Source organism: Streptomyces mobaraensis (assembly GCF_020099395.1).
Lineage (GTDB): Bacteria > Actinomycetota > Actinomycetes > Streptomycetales > Streptomycetaceae > Streptomyces.
This window is the reverse complement of record NZ_CP083590.1, coordinates 1,817,796-1,836,741: the sequence shown is the minus strand read 5'-3', so window position 1 is coordinate 1,836,741 and position 18,946 is coordinate 1,817,796. Positions and strand designations below refer to the sequence as shown.

Below are 18,946 nucleotides of genomic sequence, written 5' to 3'. Positions count from 1 at the left end.
CCATGACGGAACTATTCGATCCGGTTTCCCTGACCGCCCGGCTCACCGCAGCTGAGCGCGCCCGGGAGTCGCAGCGGACCGACCGGCTCTTCGCCGACCCATGGGCGGAGCGACTGGCCGGGCCGGACGGGGAAGAGCTCCTGATGGAGTTCCAGGGATCGTTGTCGGTGGAGAATCCGACGGTTCCCGTGCGCACCCGCTTCTTCGACGAAGCGGTGCTGGACGCCTCCGCGGGCGGGCTCCGGCAGATCGCCCTGGTGGCCGCGGGCATGGACAGCCGGCCCCTCCGGCTCGCTCTGCCCGAGGAGACGGTCGTCTACGAGCTGGACCGGCCGGATCTGCTGGAGCTCAAGGGCCGGCTCCTGGGCGAGGTGCCCGGCGGGGGCCCGGTACGGCTGCCCGTGGGCACCGACCTCGCTCAGGAATGGACGAAGGCCCTGCTCGATGCGGGGTTCCGTACGGACCTGCCCGTCTGCTGGGTCGCTGAGGGCCTCAGCCAATACCTCGAAGAGAAGGCGGTTCTGGGCCTGCTGGACCGCATCACCAGCCTGTCCGCCCCCGGCAGCCGCGTATTGATGGATTTCGTCGGCCGGTCGCTTCTGGAAAGCCCCGCCATGGCACCCATGCTCGAGCTGTTCGGCAGCCGGGGCATGACGTGGAAGTACGGCGACGAGGCTCCCGAGGAGCTGTTCGCGCGACGCGGCTGGCGTGCGGAGGTCACCCGCCTGGGTACCGCCGGTACGCGATTCGGCCGGTGGCCGTTCCCGGACGTTCCACGCGGTACGCCCGGAGTTCCGCAGGGGTACCTGGTCAGCGCGACAAGGTGAGCAGAGCCCTCCGGAGCTCGGGGGCAGGACCGCGACCTGGGCGTCGATGTCCGCGGTGGGTCTGGGAATCGCCGTCCGGCGGGATGGCGGCGCACTCGCCGACGCCGTCCACGGCCTGCCGGTCCGGTCCCCGCGGGGTCAAGACGCCGCATCCTCCTTGGCGCCGGCGGGCAGAGCCCCTGTTCAGCCGGTGACCTCGACCCCGTAGCCGCGGGCGAGCTCGGCGAGTCCATGGTCGTAGCCCTGCCCGACGGCACGGAAGCGCCAGACGGAACCGCGGCGGTAGATCTCGGCTAGGAGCAGTGTGCGCTCGCTGGTCGCCGCGTCCAGGGTGGTCCGCGCGAGCGCCGCTCCGCTCTCGTCGGGCGCGGCGGTCACCTGGACCGCGCCCACGTCCCCGAAGGCCACGTCCCCGTCGATGGCGGCCGCGACCACGACCTTCCGCGAGGCCGGCGGGAGCGAGGCGAGGTCGAGGGCGATGTCTGTTCGGCCGGGCCGTCAGTACGGAGCCGGACCGTTCCTCCGGGGTTCTCCGGGGCGCCGTAGAACACGAAGTCCTCGTCGAGGCGCACCTGTTCGTCTTCGTCCAGCACGAAGGCGACGACATCGACTTCGCAGTGCTTCTGCTGCGCCCAGGTCGCGGAGATGTGCCACTGGGGTGCGGGAGTTCCGGTCGGCGGGGCGGGCAGATCGACGACTCCGCCACGAGGCAGCACGTGCGGGGCGGCCTGTGACCGCTCGACGGCCGCCTCCGTGGCCACCGTCATCTCCGCCCCGGTGCCCGGCTTTGGCACACCGGCCGCGACCGCCGGGTCGTCGAGCCATTGCTCGTCGCGGACAGGGAGCCCCAACTCGGTGATCCGGCGCATACGGCGGTCGTTCTCCCCGCCGGCCAGGACGACGGCGTCGGTGACGCTGCGGGACAGGTTGATCGCGGCGGAACCGCCCAGTTCGACGACGCGGCCGCGGGCGGCGGCCGCCTCGGGGTGCGCACCACCCAGGACGAGCACGCGCCGCCCGGCCAGTGGCCTCTCCGCTGGTGCGGCCGGTGCGGCCGGTGCGGCCGATGCGTCCGGTGTGGGCTCCGCTGGACGCTGAGGCGGGAGGACCGGCACCGGAGCGGGCGCGGCCTCCGCTACGGAAGCGTCGGTCCTCGGCGCCGGCCCCTGATGGAGCACCCCGGGCCGTACATCCCCGAGCAGTTTGAGGAAGGTGCGCTCGTCGATCACCGGTACACCCTCGGCGACGGCCCGCCGGGCCTTGGCCGAGCCGGACGTGGAGTCGTTGGTGACCAACGCGCTGGTGTGCCGGCTGACCGATGACATCATGTTCAGCCCGGCCGCCACCGCCCGTTCCGCCAACTCGGCGCGAGAGGTCGCGGTCTCACCGGTGATGGCGATCTTCATCCCCTGGATGAGCGGGCTGCCCGGCTCCAGCCGTCCCGGATTGCGGTGCGCACACGGCGTCTTCGGCGGCTTGGGCGCGAACCGCGGGTCCTGCCGGGGCGGACACGCCACCAGCGGCAGGGGCAGATCCAGCCTGGCCGCCTCCCGCAGCGTCGCACGGAAGATCCCCGCGAGCACCCGGGTGTCGTCCAGGGCGTCGTGCGCTCGCGCCTGCGGTATGCCGTAGTAGGCGGCCAGCGTGCCCAGCTTCATGTCCTCGGTGGGCGGGTCCACCTGCCGGTTGAGCGCGAGGGTGCACAGCCGCCGCGTCACCGGCAGACGCAGGCGGGCCCGCGCGAACTCGTGGGCCAGGAAGTCGTAGTCGAACTGCGCGTTGTGGGCCACCAGCACCCGGCCCCGCAGCAGCGCCCCGATCCGTTCGGCGACCTGCTCGAAGGTGGGAGCCCCGCGCAGCCGCTCGGCGGTCAGCCCGTGTACGTGCACGGGCCCGGGGTCGCACTCAGGGTTCAGCAGAGTGGAGAACTCCTCGGTCTGTTCGCCGTCCGCTCCGATCGTCACCACCGCGATCGACAGCACGCGGTCCCGTCGGGGAACGAGTCCGGAGGTCTCGACGTCCACGAGCGCCCAGTCGAAGGCGTAGCCGCCCACGTCGGATACCGACGCGTCGAGACCGGGAGATCGGTGAGGCATGACGGTAAGGATGGGACGGAATGGTCCATTCCATCAACCTCGGCTCCGACGTGTCCTGGTATGCGGGGAGTGGAGAGTGCCGGCGGGATCCCGCTGGGGCCCGTACGCGCCAGGAAACGGCCGGCCAACGCGCGGGCGCGCGTCCAGGAGCCGGTGACCACGAGGGAACCCAGGGTGGTCGCTCCTGACGCCGCGAGAGCGGCCGCTTCCCTGTCCATCGTCTACTCCTGGGTGGTCGGGGCCTCGGTGTGCGCATTCGGCGGGCCGGAGCGGGAGTCGGGCTCCTCACCGTTGTCCGGTGTGAACGGCGCCGGCGGATCGAATCGGCGCAGCAGGTCCTCGGCCGTCTCGTAGCGGTTCTGTTCCTTGACGATGCGGGAGATCTGTTGAGCCAGCATGGCCCGCCGGACGTCTCCTTCCGCGAAGCCCATGGCGTCGAAGAACTCCGAGAGGTGATCCGCGGCCGACCGTTCCTCCGGTACGGGAGCGGGAATCCTCTCCGGGAACTCGGGAGCGGGCCGCTCGTCCGGCAACTGCGCCAGGAGATTCTGGAGCCGCTCGGGAATGTCGGTGTCGTTGGCGGCGGACGCCAGCCGGGCGAGCAGGGCGAGATCCGCCACCGTCTTTTCGACGTGCTCGTCGTTCTTGGCGAGCCACCAGACCACCGCGCTGCCGGTGTCCTTGAGCACGTCCTCGCCCAGGTATTGGCGCTTGCTCTGCTCGTAGGTGCGCTGGTGCTCCCAGACGGCCTTGTCCTTGCGTACTTTGGCGAGCCGGTCCAGACGCTCCCGGTCCTGGTCGAGCAGGGTGAGGCTGACGTTTTCCGCCATGGCCTCGAGATATCCGGTGGGATCCGGGCACATGCGACTCAGGGCACCGCTGAGCTCGTGCTGAACGAGTGAGACCTGGCCCGGTTCCCGTTTCTCGGTGATGGCACGGGCGCGGTTCAGCACCGCCTCGGCGGCGAGTCCCGCCGGATTGAGGACGGGGGCGTTCCCGGCAGGGTCGGCGAGGTACCACCGTACGGTCGCCGAGAAGACGAAGTCGTAGTCGTCCCGGAGACTGGGCAGGGCCACGCGGCCGACCTGGCAGTCCGTGCGTTCCACGGGTGAGGCCGTGAGCTGTTCCTCGAAGCTGACCGGCACGGAACCGCGGCGGACGGAGGCGATCCGGAAGGCCGCCGCCGGGACGATGAGGAGGAACGCGGCCAGCGCCGGCCACATCCATGTGGGCCACCTTTGCGTCAGTCCGGCAATGGTCAGCAGAAGGCCGCACAGAATGGTGAGGAAGACGGTTGTCGTTCTTTGACCGGTCGTCACTATCGATTCCCCCTGGCTCAAGCGGGCGACGGAGTGGCCGGGCCCCCGACGCCCTGGACCACGCCGATTTTGTCAAGGAGCAGTTCGGTGGTTTCGACGGAGCGGGTGGGATCTCCGGGAGAAAGGCGCTCGGCCGCGCGGGCGCTCGCGTACAGCGCGGCGAACACCTCACCCCGTCTTTCCCCGCACCGGTCCGCTGCGCTGACCACGAGGTCGAGCAGGAGTTCCCCTCGGTGTCCGGTGTCCTCGGCCGCCTGGAGGAGCCAGTGTTCCGCGTGGGGCTGCCACGTCGTCCGCGGCAGCCCGGCCAGTACCGCATGCCAGCAGGTGGTCAGGGACCGCTGTACACCGATCTCCTCCACCAGCGCACGGGGGGTGTCGGAGGAGTCCGTCAGCCGTGCCGGGTCGCAGGTGCGCAGGAAGATGCCCAGGTCGGGCGGTGAGAGGTCGGATCGCGCGAGGCGGTCGAGCAGCCTTCGGTCCAGCCGGCGGCTGCCGGCCGCCAGGTCGCCCAACGCCCGTAGGGCGCTTGTCGTGCCGCGCTCGCGCCGGGCCAGGTAGTACAGCCTGAGCAGGGCCTGATCCGGATGGCTGGTCGCGAGGACGTCCGCGCAGATCCGGACGAGTACCTGTGCGAACTCTCCCCTGAGTCGCCGGTGAGCGCACCACTGGTAGATGCGTTCGCGGAACTCCCTGCCGTGATCCGGGTCGTTGAGGGCGCAGGTGAGTGCGTGGACAGCGGCTTCCAGCCGTGCCTTGCCGGGTGTCCCGGAACTCCATTGTTCGGCGACGGACGCCAGACCGTCGCCGCGTCCGGTCCGTAGGTACTGGCCGGCGAGACGGGCCACCAGACCGTCTCGGACGGCGAGTCCGGCGTGCGGCTCGTTCATCTCCACGACGTTCGCGGCCCAGGCGCCGAGGTGCGGCCGTACATCGGGCATGTGGTCCCAGAAATGCGCGCGGACGGCGGAGTCGTAGTCGAGCTCCGTGAACCTCACGTGCCCGCCCGGCCCGGTTTCCGCCGCGATCTCCGCGAGCCGCTCGGCGAGGTCCCTGTGCTGGATCAGCGGGATTTCTTCCGATGGGGTGTCGAGAGCGCGCAGCAAGAGCCGGGTCGCATGGTGGATGACGTCGGCGTGCGCCCCGTGCAGCATGGATACGGTGAGCAGGAGGGCCCGCTGAGGAGCCTCACGCAGTCCCGCGACGAGTGCCGCGATTTCCTTTCGCCGGCCGGTCCACGCGCTTTTGGCCGTCGCGCACCACTCCGCGAACCCTTCGCCCGGTCGAGCGGACTCACGGGCGCGGCGTATCAAGTCGGCGAAGCCCGCGATTTCCCGCATCGGCCTTTCGTCGAGCAGGAATCCGGTGTCGTCGGTGTCGATCCGCAGGTACTGCTCCGGTGGCACACCGTGCATGCGGAGGTGCCGTTTGAGGACGTAGGAGCCGATGGGCCGCTTGATTTCCACCCGGTAGTACTGGAGGTCGGGGTCGAGGGTGCCACCGTGCGGCATGACGATGACGAGGTGCGCATGCCGTTCGTGGACGGTCTTGCGGAGCGCGGAGAGATCCGTCCGTACCGCGGACCACTGACGGTCATCGGCGGCGGACAGGTCCAGCAGCAACTGGTCACCGGTCCCGACGAGGGCGGGGTCGTGGAGGGATAACTCGTCTTCTTCTTCGTCGGGCAAGAGTTCGTGGAAGTCACCACCGTCCCGGTGGTATTCGCGCAGGAGCACGCGGGCGGCGGAAGTCCGTCCGCTGCCCGGCTCGCCGTCCAGAATGACCGTGCCGGTGTCGTCGAGCACGGCGCGGGCCGTGCCCATGCCGAAGGGAGCGACCAGTACGCGTCGCAGCCAACGGAGCTGGTCCTCGGCGACCCGCCGGAAGGCCGGTTTGTCCGAGTCCCGCAATTGGTCGCCGACATGCACGTGGATATCGCCGGGGCCGGTGTGCGTCACGCCGGAGTTTCCGACCTGTGTACCGCCGTGCACGCTCACCGGCTGTCGTCCTCGCGCCGATCCGGCTCACCGAACCGATGCTGGACGTTGCCGTGGTTGTCGCCTTCGAAGTACGTCATCCCGTCGCCCGAGAAGTGCCGGTCACCCGAAACGTGACGGGAATTCTGGTAGATGTGGCCGTTGCCCGTGTGGACAGGACCGTGCGGCCCCTTCACGATGGTGCCGCCGACATCTCCGGTGAAGTCACGGCTCTGCACCGCTGTTCCGCTGACGTCCCCGATCGAGTTGTGCACGGAATCCGACACGGCCGACGACGCGTCGGCCCGGGACAGGTCGCGCAGTCCGGGGACCATATCGGCGACCAGATCGCCGATGCGCCTGACACCGGTCTCCGTATCGTGGGTGTCGAACGGAATGGACTGCAGATCGGCGAGCCGGTCCAGCTCGGGCGGCAGGTCCGCCTTGCGCAGCCGGTCGGTCTTCCGGCCGTCCAGGATGGGTACGACCGGGAGTTCGCAGGTGAACGCCTCCTCGATCTCCTTGCGCACCCAGTCCTCCGGGTCATGCAGCTGGGACCGGAAATTCGTCCAGCCCGGCCCCACGATGGCAAGAAGGAGAGAACTGCGCCGCAGCGTGGCCCGTAGTTTGTCCGGGTAGGTCTCGCCGGGGGCGATGGATTTCGACGCACGGAAGATGTGGTCGCGTCCGAAGCGGCGCGACAGTTCCTGGTCCAGCAGGGCGGCGGTCTTCTCTCCGTCGCCCGTGCGGTAGTTGATGAAGACTTCGTGCACGGTGGTGGCCTCCCTCAGGAAGTGGACGAGCGCGATAACGTGCCGAGCCGCGGTGCCAGTCGGCGTACCTCGGGGTGATCCGCATGGCGGGCCAGGACGCGGGCGAGCCGCCGCAGATCGGTCGTGACGGTCGACGAGCGCACCGCGGCGACACCGTCGAGCAGCGGTGCGGTCAGCGCGCACGCGTGGTCGATCTCGCCGGCCGACGCGTAGGCGAGCGCCCGGCGCACGCCGTACCGCACCCGCGTGCGCACCGCGTCCTGGCCGACGAGGGCGAGCTGCCGGTCGAGTTCCTCGGCGGCCTCCCGCGGCCGGCCGAGATCGACCAGGCACCAGCCGGTGACCATGCCGACCGGGTCGGGAAGGTGCATGGAGCCGATCACCGGCCCGTCGGAATCGTCGTCCCGGCGGTCGAGGAGCGTACGAGCGCGTTCCAAGGCCCGCAGGCAGGCGGTGAGATCACCCGCGAGCGCGTGACCCTGCGCCTCGCGTTGCGCGGCGAGCCCGCGGATCCGCGGGGGCAGCGTGCCGCTCTGGGCGCGGCCGGCCAGGGCGACCGTCTGCTCGGCGTCGTCCCGGTACAACGTGATCAAGGCTCTGCGGACCAGCGCGTAGCCGGCCAGCGCCCGGTCACCGCCCGCCGCCGCCAGTTCGACCGCGCGCTGTGTCCACCACAGGGCCGCACGTTCGTCCCCGGTTTCCTGGACCAGCCAGCCGACGTACTCGGCGTATCGGGAGCCGAGTGCCAGTAATCGGCGCCGGGTGCCGGCGTCGCTTTGAGCGGACAACTCCCGCAGCGTATGCGTCTGGGCGATCAGCACGGGCAGGAGCAGGCCGGGCTCCACGGTCTGCCCGAGCCTCCGGTAGTGGGTGAACAGCGAGCGGGACGCCTCCAGCATGCCCGCACCCGAGGCCGGGGAGGCCGGGCCCGCTCCGTTCGACCGCCAGGTCATCAGCGACGAGACACCGGCGCCCATCACTTCGCGCCGGCCCAGCGGATGGAAGCGGTTCGGGCCGTCAGGTGACAACCGCATGATCCATTCCTCCTCGTCGGCCAGGCCCGGTGCCTGTGCCTGTGCCGGTGCCGGTGCCGGTGCGGTAGATGTGTCGGTGGTGTCCCGGGTGGTCAGGGCGATCAACGCCCCGTCGGCACCGAGGGCGGCGTCACACAGCCGGACGAGGTCGCGGCTGGGCGCCTTGATACCTCGCTCGACTTTGCTCAACTGCGCTTTGCTGTAATGCACGACGCCGGACAAGGCCGTGAGGCTCAGCCTGGCCTCCAGACGTCGCTTCCTCAGCTCCTCGCCGAACCCGGCGGACGCTTGTGACACGAAACCCTCCCCGGCCCATCCGCCCGGCCGAGGTGGCGCCGCACGAAAGACTGCGGCAACCCGGCCGGGCGGAACAAGGCGATCGATGCTGTTTCCCGTTTCCTTCTCTGCGGGCGGGGCCGGCATTCGCGGGGGCTGGAAGCCGTACGGGCTGCTTCGGCAGTGGAGGGGACGTAACCGGTCGGGGAAGGCGTAGGAGTCATAGCCGGTCGTTTCGCCCGGAGTTGCGCGGTCCGGAGTCTAAGCGCCCGCTTACTGGGGGACGCTGTCAGTGGCGGGTCGTATCGTCGTTCCGGACGGGCCCCGAGAGGGCGACGCTACGACCAAGGACGGGACGCCCCGAGATGCAGGCCAAGGAAACACTGTTCGCCGACCTGGTGCAGGGGCGGGCTCAACAGTTCCAGATCCCTCTGTACCAGCGTACGTACTCCTGGTCGGAAAAACAGTTGGCGCAGCTGTGGAGCGACATCCTGGAACAGGCGGAGCTGCTTGAGTCGGGCGCGACGGCAAGCACGCATTTTCTCGGTTCGGTCGTACTCGCCCCGTCGCCGCAGAACGAAGCGACGTTCCCCCGTTGGCTCGTGGTCGATGGCCAGCAGCGGTTGACCACTCTGTCCCTCGCGCTGGCGGCGATCCGTGACCACATGGCCCAGGCGCAGCCGGACGAGGCCGAGAGAATCGATGAGGAATACCTCATCAATAAGCGTAAGGCGGGGGACGATTACTTCCGCCTGCTACCCACCCAGGCGGACCGGCCTCAGTATGCCGCGCATATCCGCACTGCCCTTCCGGAAGGGGCCTCAGGGGAAAGAGTCGGCGCCGCTTACGGGTTCTTCCGTCGCAAACTGGCCGAAGCGGACGGTCCGGCCGGCCCGAAGAGCGTCTCCCGTATCGAGCAGGCGATCACGTCCCGGCTCACGCTGGTGTCGGTGACCGCCGAGCGCGGAGACAACGTCCACCGTATTTTCGAGTCGCTCAACAACACCGGACAGAAGCTCAGCCAGGCGGACCTCCTGCGTAACTACCTGTTCATGCGCCTGCCCACTCGCGGAGAGCACGTCTACGAGAGCCATTGGCTTCCGCTGCAGGCCAGCCTGCGGAACGACGAGCTGGAACAGCTCATGTGGCTGCAACTGGTGCTCGCCGGAGACGATCGTGTCCGGCGTCAGGACCTCTACGCCGCGCAGCAACAGTATTTCGAGCGTGAAAGCGCGAACGGAGGGCGGACGGAGGAGGAGGTCGAAGCGTATATCAAGGAATTGCACCGACGCAGTGCCCATTTCCGTAAGGTGATCCATCCCGAGGAAGAGGTGTCGGCTCTGGTGCGCGGCCACTTGAGCCGACTGCGGGACTGGCAGGCCGTCGTGACCTATCCGGCGCTGATGCTGCTGCTGGATCGGCGGGAACGAGGCGAGCTGGACGACCGGGAAACGGCCCGGGCCATGTCGTACATCGAGAGTTTCCTGGTGCGCCGGATGATCTGCCGGGTGCCGACGAACAACCTGAACAGGGTGTTCCAGTCCGTACCCGCCCAACTTCCGCACGGCATTCCGGTGGCCGACGGCTTGCATCAGCTCCTCTCCGCGGAGAACCGTTCCTGGCCCGACGACGAAGAGCTGCGTGAAAGGATGCGAACCGCGCCGTTCTACCAGTATGGGCGGTCGAACCAGCGCAGACTGGTCCTCCAGAGGCTGGAGGAGAGCTACGAGCATCCGGAGCCGGTGGATTTCGGTTCGGCGCAGCTGACCGTCGAACACGTCATGCCGCAGTCACCTGGCGAGGAATGGATGCGGATACTGCGCGATGACGCGATCGACGGGGAAAGCCCGGAAGAGCTTCATGCACGGTTGCAGCACACTCTCGGCAATCTGACACTGACGGGTGTCAACTCGGAGCTGTCGAATCACCCGTTCGAACGCAAGCAGGGGCTGCTTCAAGGCAGTCACTTGGAGATGAACAGGAGCATCGCCGCCACGGAGCGCTGGGGCGTCCGGGAGATCCTCGCCCGAGCCGACGAGCTCGCCGACCGCGCGATCCGGCTGTGGCCCGCACCGCTGCGAGGCGTGGGACGGGCCGAACGCAGCCGTGACTGGCACCTCGCGTACCAGGTGCTCTCCGCGCTTCCACGTGGCACGTGGACGACCTACGGGGACCTCGCGGCGTTCCTCGGATCCGGTGCCCAAGCCGTGGGCAGCCATCTTGCCAAGTCGGAGGGGATCGTCAACGCGTACCGCGTGCTCAACGCGGACGGCAAGATCGCCGAAGGATTCCGGTGGACCGGCCGGGACGGCGGTGACGTCCGCGCCCGGCTGAGCGCCGACGGCATCCTCTTCACCGCGTCTGGAGCGGCCGATCCGGCCCAGCGCCTCACCAGCGACGAACTGGCCTTGCTCCTCGTCGACACCGATGACGAGGGCGAGCCTGGAGCGACGGGCGAGACGGCGCAGGGCGGTCTCGACCCGCGAGGCGAGGAGACGCGCGCCGTGAGGTTCTTCCGTCAGCTGGCGGCCGACGACTCGCCGGAGACCGTTGATGCCGTGCGTGATGTGTTCACCCGGTGGGAAAAGCTGGGTGGCTGGATCGGCCACGGCGCGGGCGCGGTCACGACCAGCGCTTTCCTCATGCTCGGCGAGGCCGGCGGGCCAGGCCGGGGAATCTGGCCGTTCACCTTGTATCCGGGCGGCGGACGCGGCGGCGTGGTGGAGGTCGTGTTCCAGCACCTAGCGCACCGGGAGCCTTTCACCGACCGTTCCCTGCGTTCGGAACTGCTCGAGCGCCTGAACCGGCTGGAGGGCGTCGCCATTTCCGAGGGCAAGCTGGAACTGCGTCCCAGCTTCCGGCTCTCTCTGCTTGAGAGCGACCGGAACCGCGACCTGCTCTGCGAGACGCTGGAGTGGTTCCGAGACCGCTGGGATGCCAGAGAGGTCGCGTGACGCGCTGCTTCACACGGTTGAGATTCCATCGGCATCGACCCACTCGTGCCGCGTGCCCACCCCAGGATCCGCCCGACGGCCGGTCGGATGGGGGTGGGATGTCGGGCCGCCTGGCCCGCCCATCTGTGCGTCGGCCGTCGGCTACTGGCCGCCGGCCGGCCATACGGGCGTCGTGAAGGTGATTCCGGACGAGTCCCGCCCTTGCACGACCGGAGCGTGGAACGTGCTGCTGTTGTTGATGTTGTTGTACACGTTGCCGCCGCCGGTGACGACGGGCTGGGCGCGCTGCCACCACTCGTCGAGTTCGCTGCGGAACTGGGCGTCCAGGGCGGCTCGGACGCCCAGGGCCGTGACCAGGGCCTGGGCGCGGGCCGGGTCGGCGGGGGAGTGCTGGAGAGCGGTGAGTTCGGGTTCGGCCGTGCTTACCCGCAGGGTGGTGCCCGGCTCCTGGGGGTCGTCGTCGCCGCGGCGGAACGGACGGCGCACCAGGGAGGCCAGGCTCTGCGACACCTGACGGCCGGCTTCCCCGCCCGCACCTCCCGCGAGGGCCGCGAGCGCGCTCGCGGTGATCGGATCCATGGCCGCGCTCCCCGGGTCGGCTGTGAAGGGACGCATATTCTGGGGCGATCGGCGGCGCATCGGCAGGGGGGATCGGAGGGGGGATGGGGGGAATTCGGGCGTGCTGGTGCCGTTGCACCGTCAGATCCGTTGGCTGCTCGTAGAGTTTGCGCGTGGCCGACGATACGTACAACAGCGTGGACGGGCAGGCACGGATGGACGCGGTCGTTCAGGCCCGCGATATCGGTGAGGTGCATCAGCATGTTCACGCTGCCCCACCGCCCTTGCCATCGGTTCCCCGGCAGTTGCCGCCCGCGATCGCGCACTTCGAGGATCGGCGGGACGAGCAGGAGAGCATCCTGCGGGTCCTGGACGGGCGTTCGGGTGCTGGGGGCGGCCCGCTGGTCGTCACACTGACCGGAATCGGTGGAGTGGGCAAGACGGCGCTGGGGTTCCATGTCGCCCGGCGGATCAGCGACCGGTTTCCGGACGGCGTGCTGTATGTCGACCTGGACGACCTGCGCCGGGACGGGGTGGTCGAGGACGCGGACGCCCTGGGTGAACTGCTGTCCGGGCTCGGGGTCGCCGCCGAGTGGCTGAATCGGCCGTCCTATGGGCGTAAGAAGCAGTACTGGTCGCTGACGCAGGATAGGCGTCTCCTCGTGGTGGTGGACAACGCGCGGTTCCGCAACGAGGTCATGCCGCTGCTTCCGTCCTCGGACGCCGGCCTGGTGATCGTGACAAGTCAGGAACGGCTGCACGACTTGGAGGGTGTGGCCACGCTGGAGGTGCCGATGAGTCCATTGGCTGTCGAAGACGCGGTGCGGCTGCTGCGGCACATCGTCGACGACGCACGGCTGACGGAGGAACCGGACGCCGCCGTCGAGCTGGCGCGCGGGTGCGGCGGGCTGCCGGTGGCGCTGCACGTGGCCGGCCGGTGGGTTCGCAGACACCGGCGGCGTAGCCTGTCCCGGCTGGTCGCGGAGCTCTCGGCGGAGTTGCACGAGAAGGGCGTCCCGATGGTGGAGGCGATTTGGGACGCGGCGTACGAGGGGCTGGGTGCGGAGGCGGCGCGGTTGTACCGGCTGCTGCCGGAGTTCCCCGCTCCGGTCCTGACGGTTCCGGCCGCCACCGCCCTGCTGGGCGGCGGCCGGAAGGCGGCCGAGGACGCCCTGGAGGAACTGGAGGATGCGGGCCTTCTGGAGAGCCGGCCCGAAGGGCCCGGCATCCACGACCTGGTGCGTGAACACGCCGAACGCCGGTCCCGCGAGGAGGACCCCGCCGGAGGCAGTCGGCAGCAGGGCCGCGAACGGCTCGTCCGCTGGTACCGGCGTCAGGCGATCCTCGCGGATGGCCTGGCGGCGGGTCCGAGGATGACGTTCGCCGAGGCCGGCGACGCCCTCCCCGGCGTCCCCGACGTCGAGTTCGCCGGGAAGGCGGCGGCGCTGCGGTGGATGGAGTCCCATCGGCTCGCCCTGTACGGCTGCGTCAGGGTCGCCTACGAGAGCGGGCTCGACGAGGACGCGTGGGCGCTGTGCGAACCGCTGTGGACCCACTTCCTCGACCATCCGCACTACGCGGACGTCACCGACGCCTTCGGCAGGGGACTGGCCGCCGCGCAGCGCCTCGAACGCCTGCCGGCGGCGATCCGCATGCGCTGCCAGTTGGCCCGGCCCCTGTGGGAGCAGGGGCGGTACGAGGAGGCGGCCGAGCAGCTGCGGCACGCGGTGAGCGCCGCCGGTGCCCTCGGTGACTCGGCCGACGAACGGAAGCTCAAGGCGTCCGTCGTGGAGTTCCGCGGCAAGCTGGCGTCTGTCCAGGGCGACTGGGCGTCCGCCGTCGCCGACTTCGAGAGCGCCCGCCGGGAACACGCGGCCATCGGGAACGCCTACGGCGTCATGCTCCAGACGTACCTGCTCGGGGGCGCCGCCATCGACATGGGCGAGCACGAGCGGGCGGTCGACCTGCTCACGGACGCGCACCGCATGGCACGGGAGCTGGGCAGGGAGCGTATGACCGCGCGTACCGGCTTCGCGCTCGGGCGCGCGCTGCGCCGCGCCGGGCGGCCGGCGGAGGCGGTCGCGCTGGTCCGGGCCGCTCTGGACAGTGCCCGGCGGCGCGGTTCGACCAGCGACGAGGCGCGGGTCCTGGAGGAACTCGCCCGGCTCGCCGACGAGGTGGGGGAGACGGAGGAGGCGGAAGAGCACCGGGCGGCGGCGCGTCTGCTGGCCGAACGCTGTGGTGGGGTGCCGAGTTCGTAGGCGAGATCGGAGCCTTCGGTTCGGGTCAGAGCTCGTGGTCGCGGTCGGAGTCGTCGGCCCGCGTCACGACGGCGCGGACGGAGAACGTGCCGACGTCGCACACCAGCGTGACCGGGACGGGATCCGGAGCTGCGGGCTCCGGCCGGCTGGCCAACCACGCGTGGACAGCCGAGACCACCGCCGCCGGATCCGCGCGCATGACGCGCCCGTCGGCCCGGTGCGGCTCGACGTGGACGCGGAACGTTCCCGCCGTGCGGTGCCGCAGCAGGCACCGTTCCGGTGTGAGGATCGCGGCCGCGGTGCCGCAATACGGCAAGTCGTCCAGCATCCGGGCCGTCCAGCCGCCCGCCGTCCACGTACTCGAGTGCGGGGTTCCGGCGGCGGGCCGGGAGCGGCGCCACAGCACCGCCGCGCTCTGCGTCTCGCGCGGCCCGGCGTGCGGGGACTCGACGGCCAAGTAGTGAATCGGGAGAGGGGTGTCGGCGGGGAAGCGTTCGACGGCGACCCGGCGGCCGGTCACCCGGGTCCGTACCGCGTAGGCCGCCGGGCCGTTCGGCGCCGCCGGCCTCCTCGGGGCCGGCAGGGGGCGCGGCCGTACCGGTACCGGCCGTGGCCGGAGGTCCAGCAGCCGGTACAGCGCGTCGCGGAGCCGCGGGAGCGACTCGCCCGGCAGGTCGAACGCGGCGTCGGCGCACTTGCGGACCTCCTGCGCCGATGCCTCCCGCAGCGCCGCCTCCAGGCCGGCCGGGTCCGTCAGCCGGGGTGCCCGTTCGAGCAGCGCGGCCATCGGGGTGCCCGGTATGAGCTCGTGCCCGCCGTCGTAGGCGCCGATGACGGGCCGGCCGAGGGCGGCGGCGTAGAGCGCCGTGGAGCCGTGGTCGGTGACCACGGCGTCGCAGGCGATCAGCAGGGCGGCCCACTCCTCGTGCGGCCCGGCCAGGACCGTGCCCGCGCGCAGGGCGGGCGCCAGGTGCCGGGTGAGGTCGTACGAACCGAGTCGGCTGTGCTCGTTGGGGTGCAGGACGAGCGCGAGCTGGTACGCGTCGTGGGGGAGGGCGCGCGCGAGCGCGGCGGGCAGCTCCGGCCGCCGCTCCAGCAGCGACTCGCGGCCCCAGGTGGAGGTGAGGACGACGAGGCGGCGCTCCCCGGTGCCCAGGGCGGCGCGGTAGTCGTCTCGGTGGGGGAGCGAGGCGAGGAGGCGGTCGAGCGTCGGGTCGCCCACGACCGTGGCCCGTGCGGCGGCCGGCGGGCAGTGCTCGGCGAGGCGGTCGAGCTGGTCGCCGTGCGCGAGCGCGTGGAGGGCGGCCCAGGGCCTGCCGTCGACGAGCAGGTAGTGGGGGTCGAGGCCGGACGGCAGGCGCGGCGAACCCTCGTCGGGCAGCGCCTTGTTGAAGCCGGCGCCGTGCGGCAGCAGCACGTGCGGCCCTGAGAGGACGCGGATCGCGCCTTTGGGGCTCGCGGTCAGGACCAGGTCGTGGGCGCTGGAGCGGGCGTCGTCCCAGGTGACGAACCGGGCGCCGGAGCGGTCCAGGGCGGCGAGGGCGTCCACGTCGAAGTCCGAACCGGGGACGAGTGTGAAGCGGCTGACGACGCGTTCATCGCCGTCGAAGACCGGGATGACGTCAAGGAGCCGGTGCAGGGCGCCGGCCGACCGGACGGCGAACAGCACACACGCCTCCGGCCCCCGCTGCCCGCTGCCCGCTGCCCGCTGCCCGCTGCCCGCTGCCCGCTGCCCGCTGCCCGCTGCCCGCTGCCCGCTGCCCGCTGCCCGCTGCCCGCTGCCCGCTGCCCGCTGCCCGCTGCCAAAGCTTGTCATCGTACTGGGTGCTCCGGGAAGGAACAAATCACCCATATCGATGTCAAAGGGCTTGTGAGCGGTCTGGTGTGCATGCCTGCGATCGTACTGGCGGGCGGATGGGGCCCCTGGACTCCCCGTGCGGGAGGTGTCGGCCGCCACGCACGGGGAGCCCTCGGATGTCGGCCGTTGGAAGATCAGCCGACCGCCCGGTGGTGCGGAAACGGTTCTCTTGTCTCGCTACCTCGCGTAACGCGATGGCTCCCGCCGGGGTGGCCCGCAAGGTGGTGAGCCTGACGTGGTGGCAGGGGCTGGGGAGGCGCCGCGGAGTCGGCGCAGGAACGGCAGGAGGCGAGTGAACGGCCGGGCGGCGCGGCCCGGCGGCCGCCCTGGCTCCGGCACGGTGAGGGAGAGGGGTGGTCCGAGGGGTGATACGAGGGACGGTTCAGCGTCGGGGAACCGTGCTTCCGTAGCGGGCTCAGCGGTGAACGGATCGCGGGGCGGACGCGGGGAGCTGGATTCGCTACGCGCGGTCGCGGTCGCGGTCGCGCCCGCGCCCACGTCGGCGCGGGAAGCGGAACGGGCATCCCCAGCCCGCCCCCCGTCTCCAGAACTGTCGGACGGGGAAGGGGAGTCGACGAAAAGTGGACGGAACTGATCGCGGTACGCCTGGGCGCGCAAATAAGCGCTCACGGCCCGCGCGGGGTCGAGCGGCATGACGTCTCTGCTCTCTTGCTCTCTTGCCGGTGGTCGAGGGACGCGACGGCGCCGCCGCACGGCGGGGCGGCGCGGGTCACCTCAGCAGCGCAGGACGGCGTTCCGTGCGAGTCGCGCCGGGAGAGAGGACGTGCGGTCGAGCGGGACGGCGGGACGGTCCGGGGCGACGACGGAATGGGGGGGCGAGGGCGTCCCGCCCGGTGCGCTGCCGGCGCTGCACGCCGGCCTGCGTGTCCTCCGGGGTGACGGCGTCCACCGTACGGTCGTCGGAGGCGCTGAACTCCGTTGAGGCGGAACGCTCTTCCCGCCCCCGATCGCCCACCGCGAGAGCGGGATCGCCGCCGGACAGCACCAGCAGCAGGGAGACCAGCGCGGCGGTCACGGCCTGCAGAACAGGCCGTGTGTGCGCGGGACCCCATCGAGACATGCACGCATAGTAATCGCTCAACTACTCTATGCGCAGTCCCTCCATCGGGTGAGAGGTGCCCCTCGCCTCGTCAGGTGTGCTCCATGACCATGACGATGGTCGTGCCGGCCTCCAGGGCCTGACAGATGTGCGGAACGTCGCCCGGGTAGCTGATGTAGTCGCCGGGTCCGAGCTCCAGCGGCTCGTCGCTGAGGCCGATCAGCGCCCTCCCCGACGCGATCACGGCATGCTCCGTCGTCCCGGGGGAGTGGGGATCCGACGCCTTCGGGGCGCCCGGTTCCACCCGCAGCACGTAGAGGTCGCGGCGGGCGTGGGGCGGGCAGGAGGCGAGGAGGGTCGCGGTGTAGTCCGCGTGCTCCGACGGCACGGCGGCGCCCTCGCCGAGGCGGAGCACGGTGACCCGGGGCCGGGGCGGATCCACGAGCCTGCTGAACGGGACGTCCAGGGCCACGCTGAGCGCCCACAGTGTCTCCACGCTCGGGTTGCCCGTGCCCGACTCCAGTTGGGACAGCGTGGACTTGGCGATGCCGGCGCGCTTGGCCAGCTCCGACAGCGACAGTCCGATGTGCTCGCGTTCCGTCCGGAGCGAGGCGGCGATGCGGGCCAGCGGCGGGCGGGTCGGCCGCCCCGGCCGGCCGTCCGAGGCGTGTTCGCTATAGCGGTCCACTTGTTCTCCTTGACGAACGACTCCTGCGACGTTCATTCTATCGACCATGCGTTCGTTTTGGAGAACACTCGATCGCTCCGTGGTGCGGAACATAGGGGCGGTGGGCGCGGCGATGGGCGTGGTCGGTGCTTCCTTCGGCGCCATCGCCGTCTCCGCCGGACAGCCCGCCTGGGTGCCGCTGGCCATGTCCCTGACGGTGTTCGCGGGCGGGGCGCAGTTCGCCACGCTCGACATCGTGCTGGGCGGCGGCGGGGCCGTGGCCGCTGTGGCCGCCGGACTCCTGCTCAACGCGCGTCTGCTCGTGTACGGCCTGACTATCTCCGACGTCCTGGCGCTGCGCCGGCCGGCCCGCCTGCTCGGCAGTCACCTTCTGGTCGACCAGGCGGTCGCGTTCGCCCGCGCCGAGCGCGACCCCGCACGGCGCCGGGCGGCCTACTTCCTCTGCGGCGGCGTCCTGTTCGTCACTTGGAACGCGGGCACCCTCCTCGGCGCCCTGGCCGGCCGGGTGGTGGGCGACGCGCGCGCTCTGGGGCTCGACGCCGCCGAACCCATGGTCCTGCTGGCCCTGGTACTTCCCGCGCTGCGGGAAACCGGTCCGCGGCGGGCCGCGTCGGCGGGAGTCGTCGTGGCGCTGGCCGCCGCGCCCTTCCTGCCGAACGGGGTGCCGGTGCTGCTGGCCCTCCTTGGGCTGCCGGCGGCGTTGTGGGGTGTGCCGGTCTCGGGCCGGAGCGCGACGCTCGTACAGGGCGCGACCCCCGTACAGGCTGTCCCGCAGTCCCAGCGACCCCCACGGGACCCGCAGGCACCGCACGCCCGGAAATCCACCGACCCGTCAGCAGGCGACCTCCCATGACAACCCTCTGGACCATCCTGGCCCTCGCCCTCGGCACCTACCTCCTCCGCCTCTGCGGCCCCCTCCTGCACAACCGTTTCGAGCCGTCCGGGCGCGTCCGCGTGGCGCTGTCGGCCTCCGCGACCGTCCTGCTCTGCGCCATGGCGGCCGTGTCGGCGCTGACGGCCGGTCATGGCTTCGCGGGCTGGGCGCGCCCCGCCGGTGTCCTCGTCGGCGCCGTGCTGGCGCTCCGGAAGGTCTCGTTTCTGATCGTCGTGGTGGCGGCAGCGGCCACGACCGCGTCACTCCGGTTGCTGGGGGTGAGTTGAGGGGCGTCGGACGTCCGCCGGGACCCACGGGACGGAGCTCGGCGCCGCCCAGTGCGGCGCCACGCGTGTCATTGGGCCGAATGGAGGCGCCCTTTTCCCTAGAAT

15 protein-coding genes are annotated in these 18,946 nt (G+C 70.9%); 5 read left to right on the top strand and 10 right to left on the bottom strand.

Going from position 1 to position 18,946, the window contains the following annotated elements:
- Positions 1–2 precede the first annotated feature (2 nt).
- The gene (locus K7I03_RS07610; protein ID WP_185943275.1) at positions 3–827 is read left to right on the top strand and encodes an SAM-dependent methyltransferase; all 825 of its coding nucleotides are present in this window, start codon (positions 3–5) and stop codon (positions 825–827) included.
- Between the two features lie 183 nt (positions 828–1,010).
- Here the strand turns inward: K7I03_RS07610 and K7I03_RS34260 are convergent, their stop codons facing one another.
- The 6 genes from K7I03_RS34260 to K7I03_RS07585 form a co-directional block, all read right to left on the bottom strand.
- On the bottom strand, positions 1,011–1,262 hold the full coding sequence (locus tag K7I03_RS34260) for a TerD family protein (RefSeq protein ID WP_398856752.1): 252 nt from the start codon (positions 1,260–1,262) through the stop codon (positions 1,011–1,013).
- Positions 1,202–2,923 (bottom strand): exonuclease domain-containing protein, encoded by a 1,722-nt coding sequence (locus tag K7I03_RS07605; protein ID WP_398856750.1) that lies wholly within the window; start codon positions 2,921–2,923, stop codon positions 1,202–1,204. The genes K7I03_RS34260 and K7I03_RS07605 overlap by 61 nt, the downstream gene beginning before the upstream one ends.
- A 221-nt stretch (positions 2,924–3,144) precedes the next feature.
- Positions 3,145–4,146 (bottom strand): hypothetical protein, encoded by a 1,002-nt coding sequence (locus K7I03_RS07600; RefSeq protein WP_224346944.1) that lies wholly within the window; start codon positions 4,144–4,146, stop codon positions 3,145–3,147.
- 113 nt (positions 4,147–4,259) lie between these two features.
- A complete protein-coding gene (locus K7I03_RS07595; protein ID WP_185943274.1) occupies positions 4,260–6,200 on the bottom strand; it encodes a hypothetical protein in 1,941 nt (646 codons plus the stop codon).
- A 35-nt stretch (positions 6,201–6,235) separates the two neighbouring features.
- Positions 6,236–6,991, bottom strand: a complete 756-nt coding sequence (locus tag K7I03_RS07590) for a toll/interleukin-1 receptor domain-containing protein (protein WP_185943273.1) — start codon at positions 6,989–6,991, stop codon at positions 6,236–6,238.
- A gap of 14 nt (positions 6,992–7,005) precedes the next feature.
- Positions 7,006–8,322 carry a helix-turn-helix domain-containing protein gene (locus tag K7I03_RS07585; protein ID WP_224346943.1) on the bottom strand — a complete coding sequence of 439 codons (1,317 nt, stop codon included), beginning with the start codon at positions 8,320–8,322 and terminating at the stop codon, positions 7,006–7,008.
- A gap of 344 nt (positions 8,323–8,666) precedes the next feature.
- Between K7I03_RS07585 and K7I03_RS07580 the strand changes: the two genes are divergently transcribed.
- The gene (locus tag K7I03_RS07580) at positions 8,667–11,255 is read left to right on the top strand and encodes a GmrSD restriction endonuclease domain-containing protein (RefSeq protein WP_185943271.1); all 2,589 of its coding nucleotides are present in this window, start codon (positions 8,667–8,669) and stop codon (positions 11,253–11,255) included.
- Between the two features lie 141 nt (positions 11,256–11,396).
- On the opposite strand, the gene K7I03_RS07575 is transcribed toward K7I03_RS07580, so the two are convergent.
- Entirely contained in the window at positions 11,397–11,834 is a 438-nt protein-coding gene (locus K7I03_RS07575; protein ID WP_185943270.1) for a hypothetical protein, read from the bottom strand.
- Positions 11,835–11,986: 152 nt separating this feature from the next.
- Between K7I03_RS07575 and K7I03_RS07570 the strand changes: the two genes are divergently transcribed.
- Complete coding sequence (locus tag K7I03_RS07570; protein ID WP_185943269.1) at positions 11,987–14,074, top strand: tetratricopeptide repeat protein; 2,088 nt, start codon at positions 11,987–11,989, stop codon at positions 14,072–14,074.
- 25 nt (positions 14,075–14,099) lie between these two features.
- Here the strand turns inward: K7I03_RS07570 and K7I03_RS07565 are convergent, their stop codons facing one another.
- From K7I03_RS07565 to K7I03_RS07555, 3 genes are all read right to left on the bottom strand, one after another.
- Positions 14,100–15,890: a glycosyltransferase family 9 protein gene (locus K7I03_RS07565; RefSeq protein WP_224346942.1), complete on the bottom strand. Its 1,791-nt coding sequence runs from the start codon at positions 15,888–15,890 to the stop codon at positions 14,100–14,102.
- A gap of 772 nt (positions 15,891–16,662) precedes the next feature.
- Positions 16,663–17,013 (bottom strand): hypothetical protein, encoded by a 351-nt coding sequence (locus K7I03_RS07560; protein WP_224346941.1) that lies wholly within the window; start codon positions 17,011–17,013, stop codon positions 16,663–16,665.
- 70 nt (positions 17,014–17,083) lie between these two features.
- Positions 17,084–17,680, bottom strand: a complete 597-nt coding sequence (locus K7I03_RS07555; RefSeq protein ID WP_224346940.1) for a helix-turn-helix domain-containing protein — start codon at positions 17,678–17,680, stop codon at positions 17,084–17,086.
- A 79-nt stretch (positions 17,681–17,759) separates the two neighbouring features.
- On the opposite strand from K7I03_RS07555, the gene K7I03_RS07550 reads away from it, so the two are divergent.
- On the top strand, positions 17,760–18,533 hold the full coding sequence (locus K7I03_RS07550) for an AzlC family ABC transporter permease (RefSeq protein ID WP_224346939.1): 774 nt from the start codon (positions 17,760–17,762) through the stop codon (positions 18,531–18,533).
- A complete protein-coding gene (locus K7I03_RS07545) occupies positions 18,530–18,841 on the top strand; it encodes an AzlD domain-containing protein (protein WP_185943260.1) in 312 nt (103 codons plus the stop codon). The genes K7I03_RS07550 and K7I03_RS07545 overlap by 4 nt, the downstream gene beginning before the upstream one ends.
- The last annotated feature ends 105 nt before the right edge of the window (positions 18,842–18,946 follow it).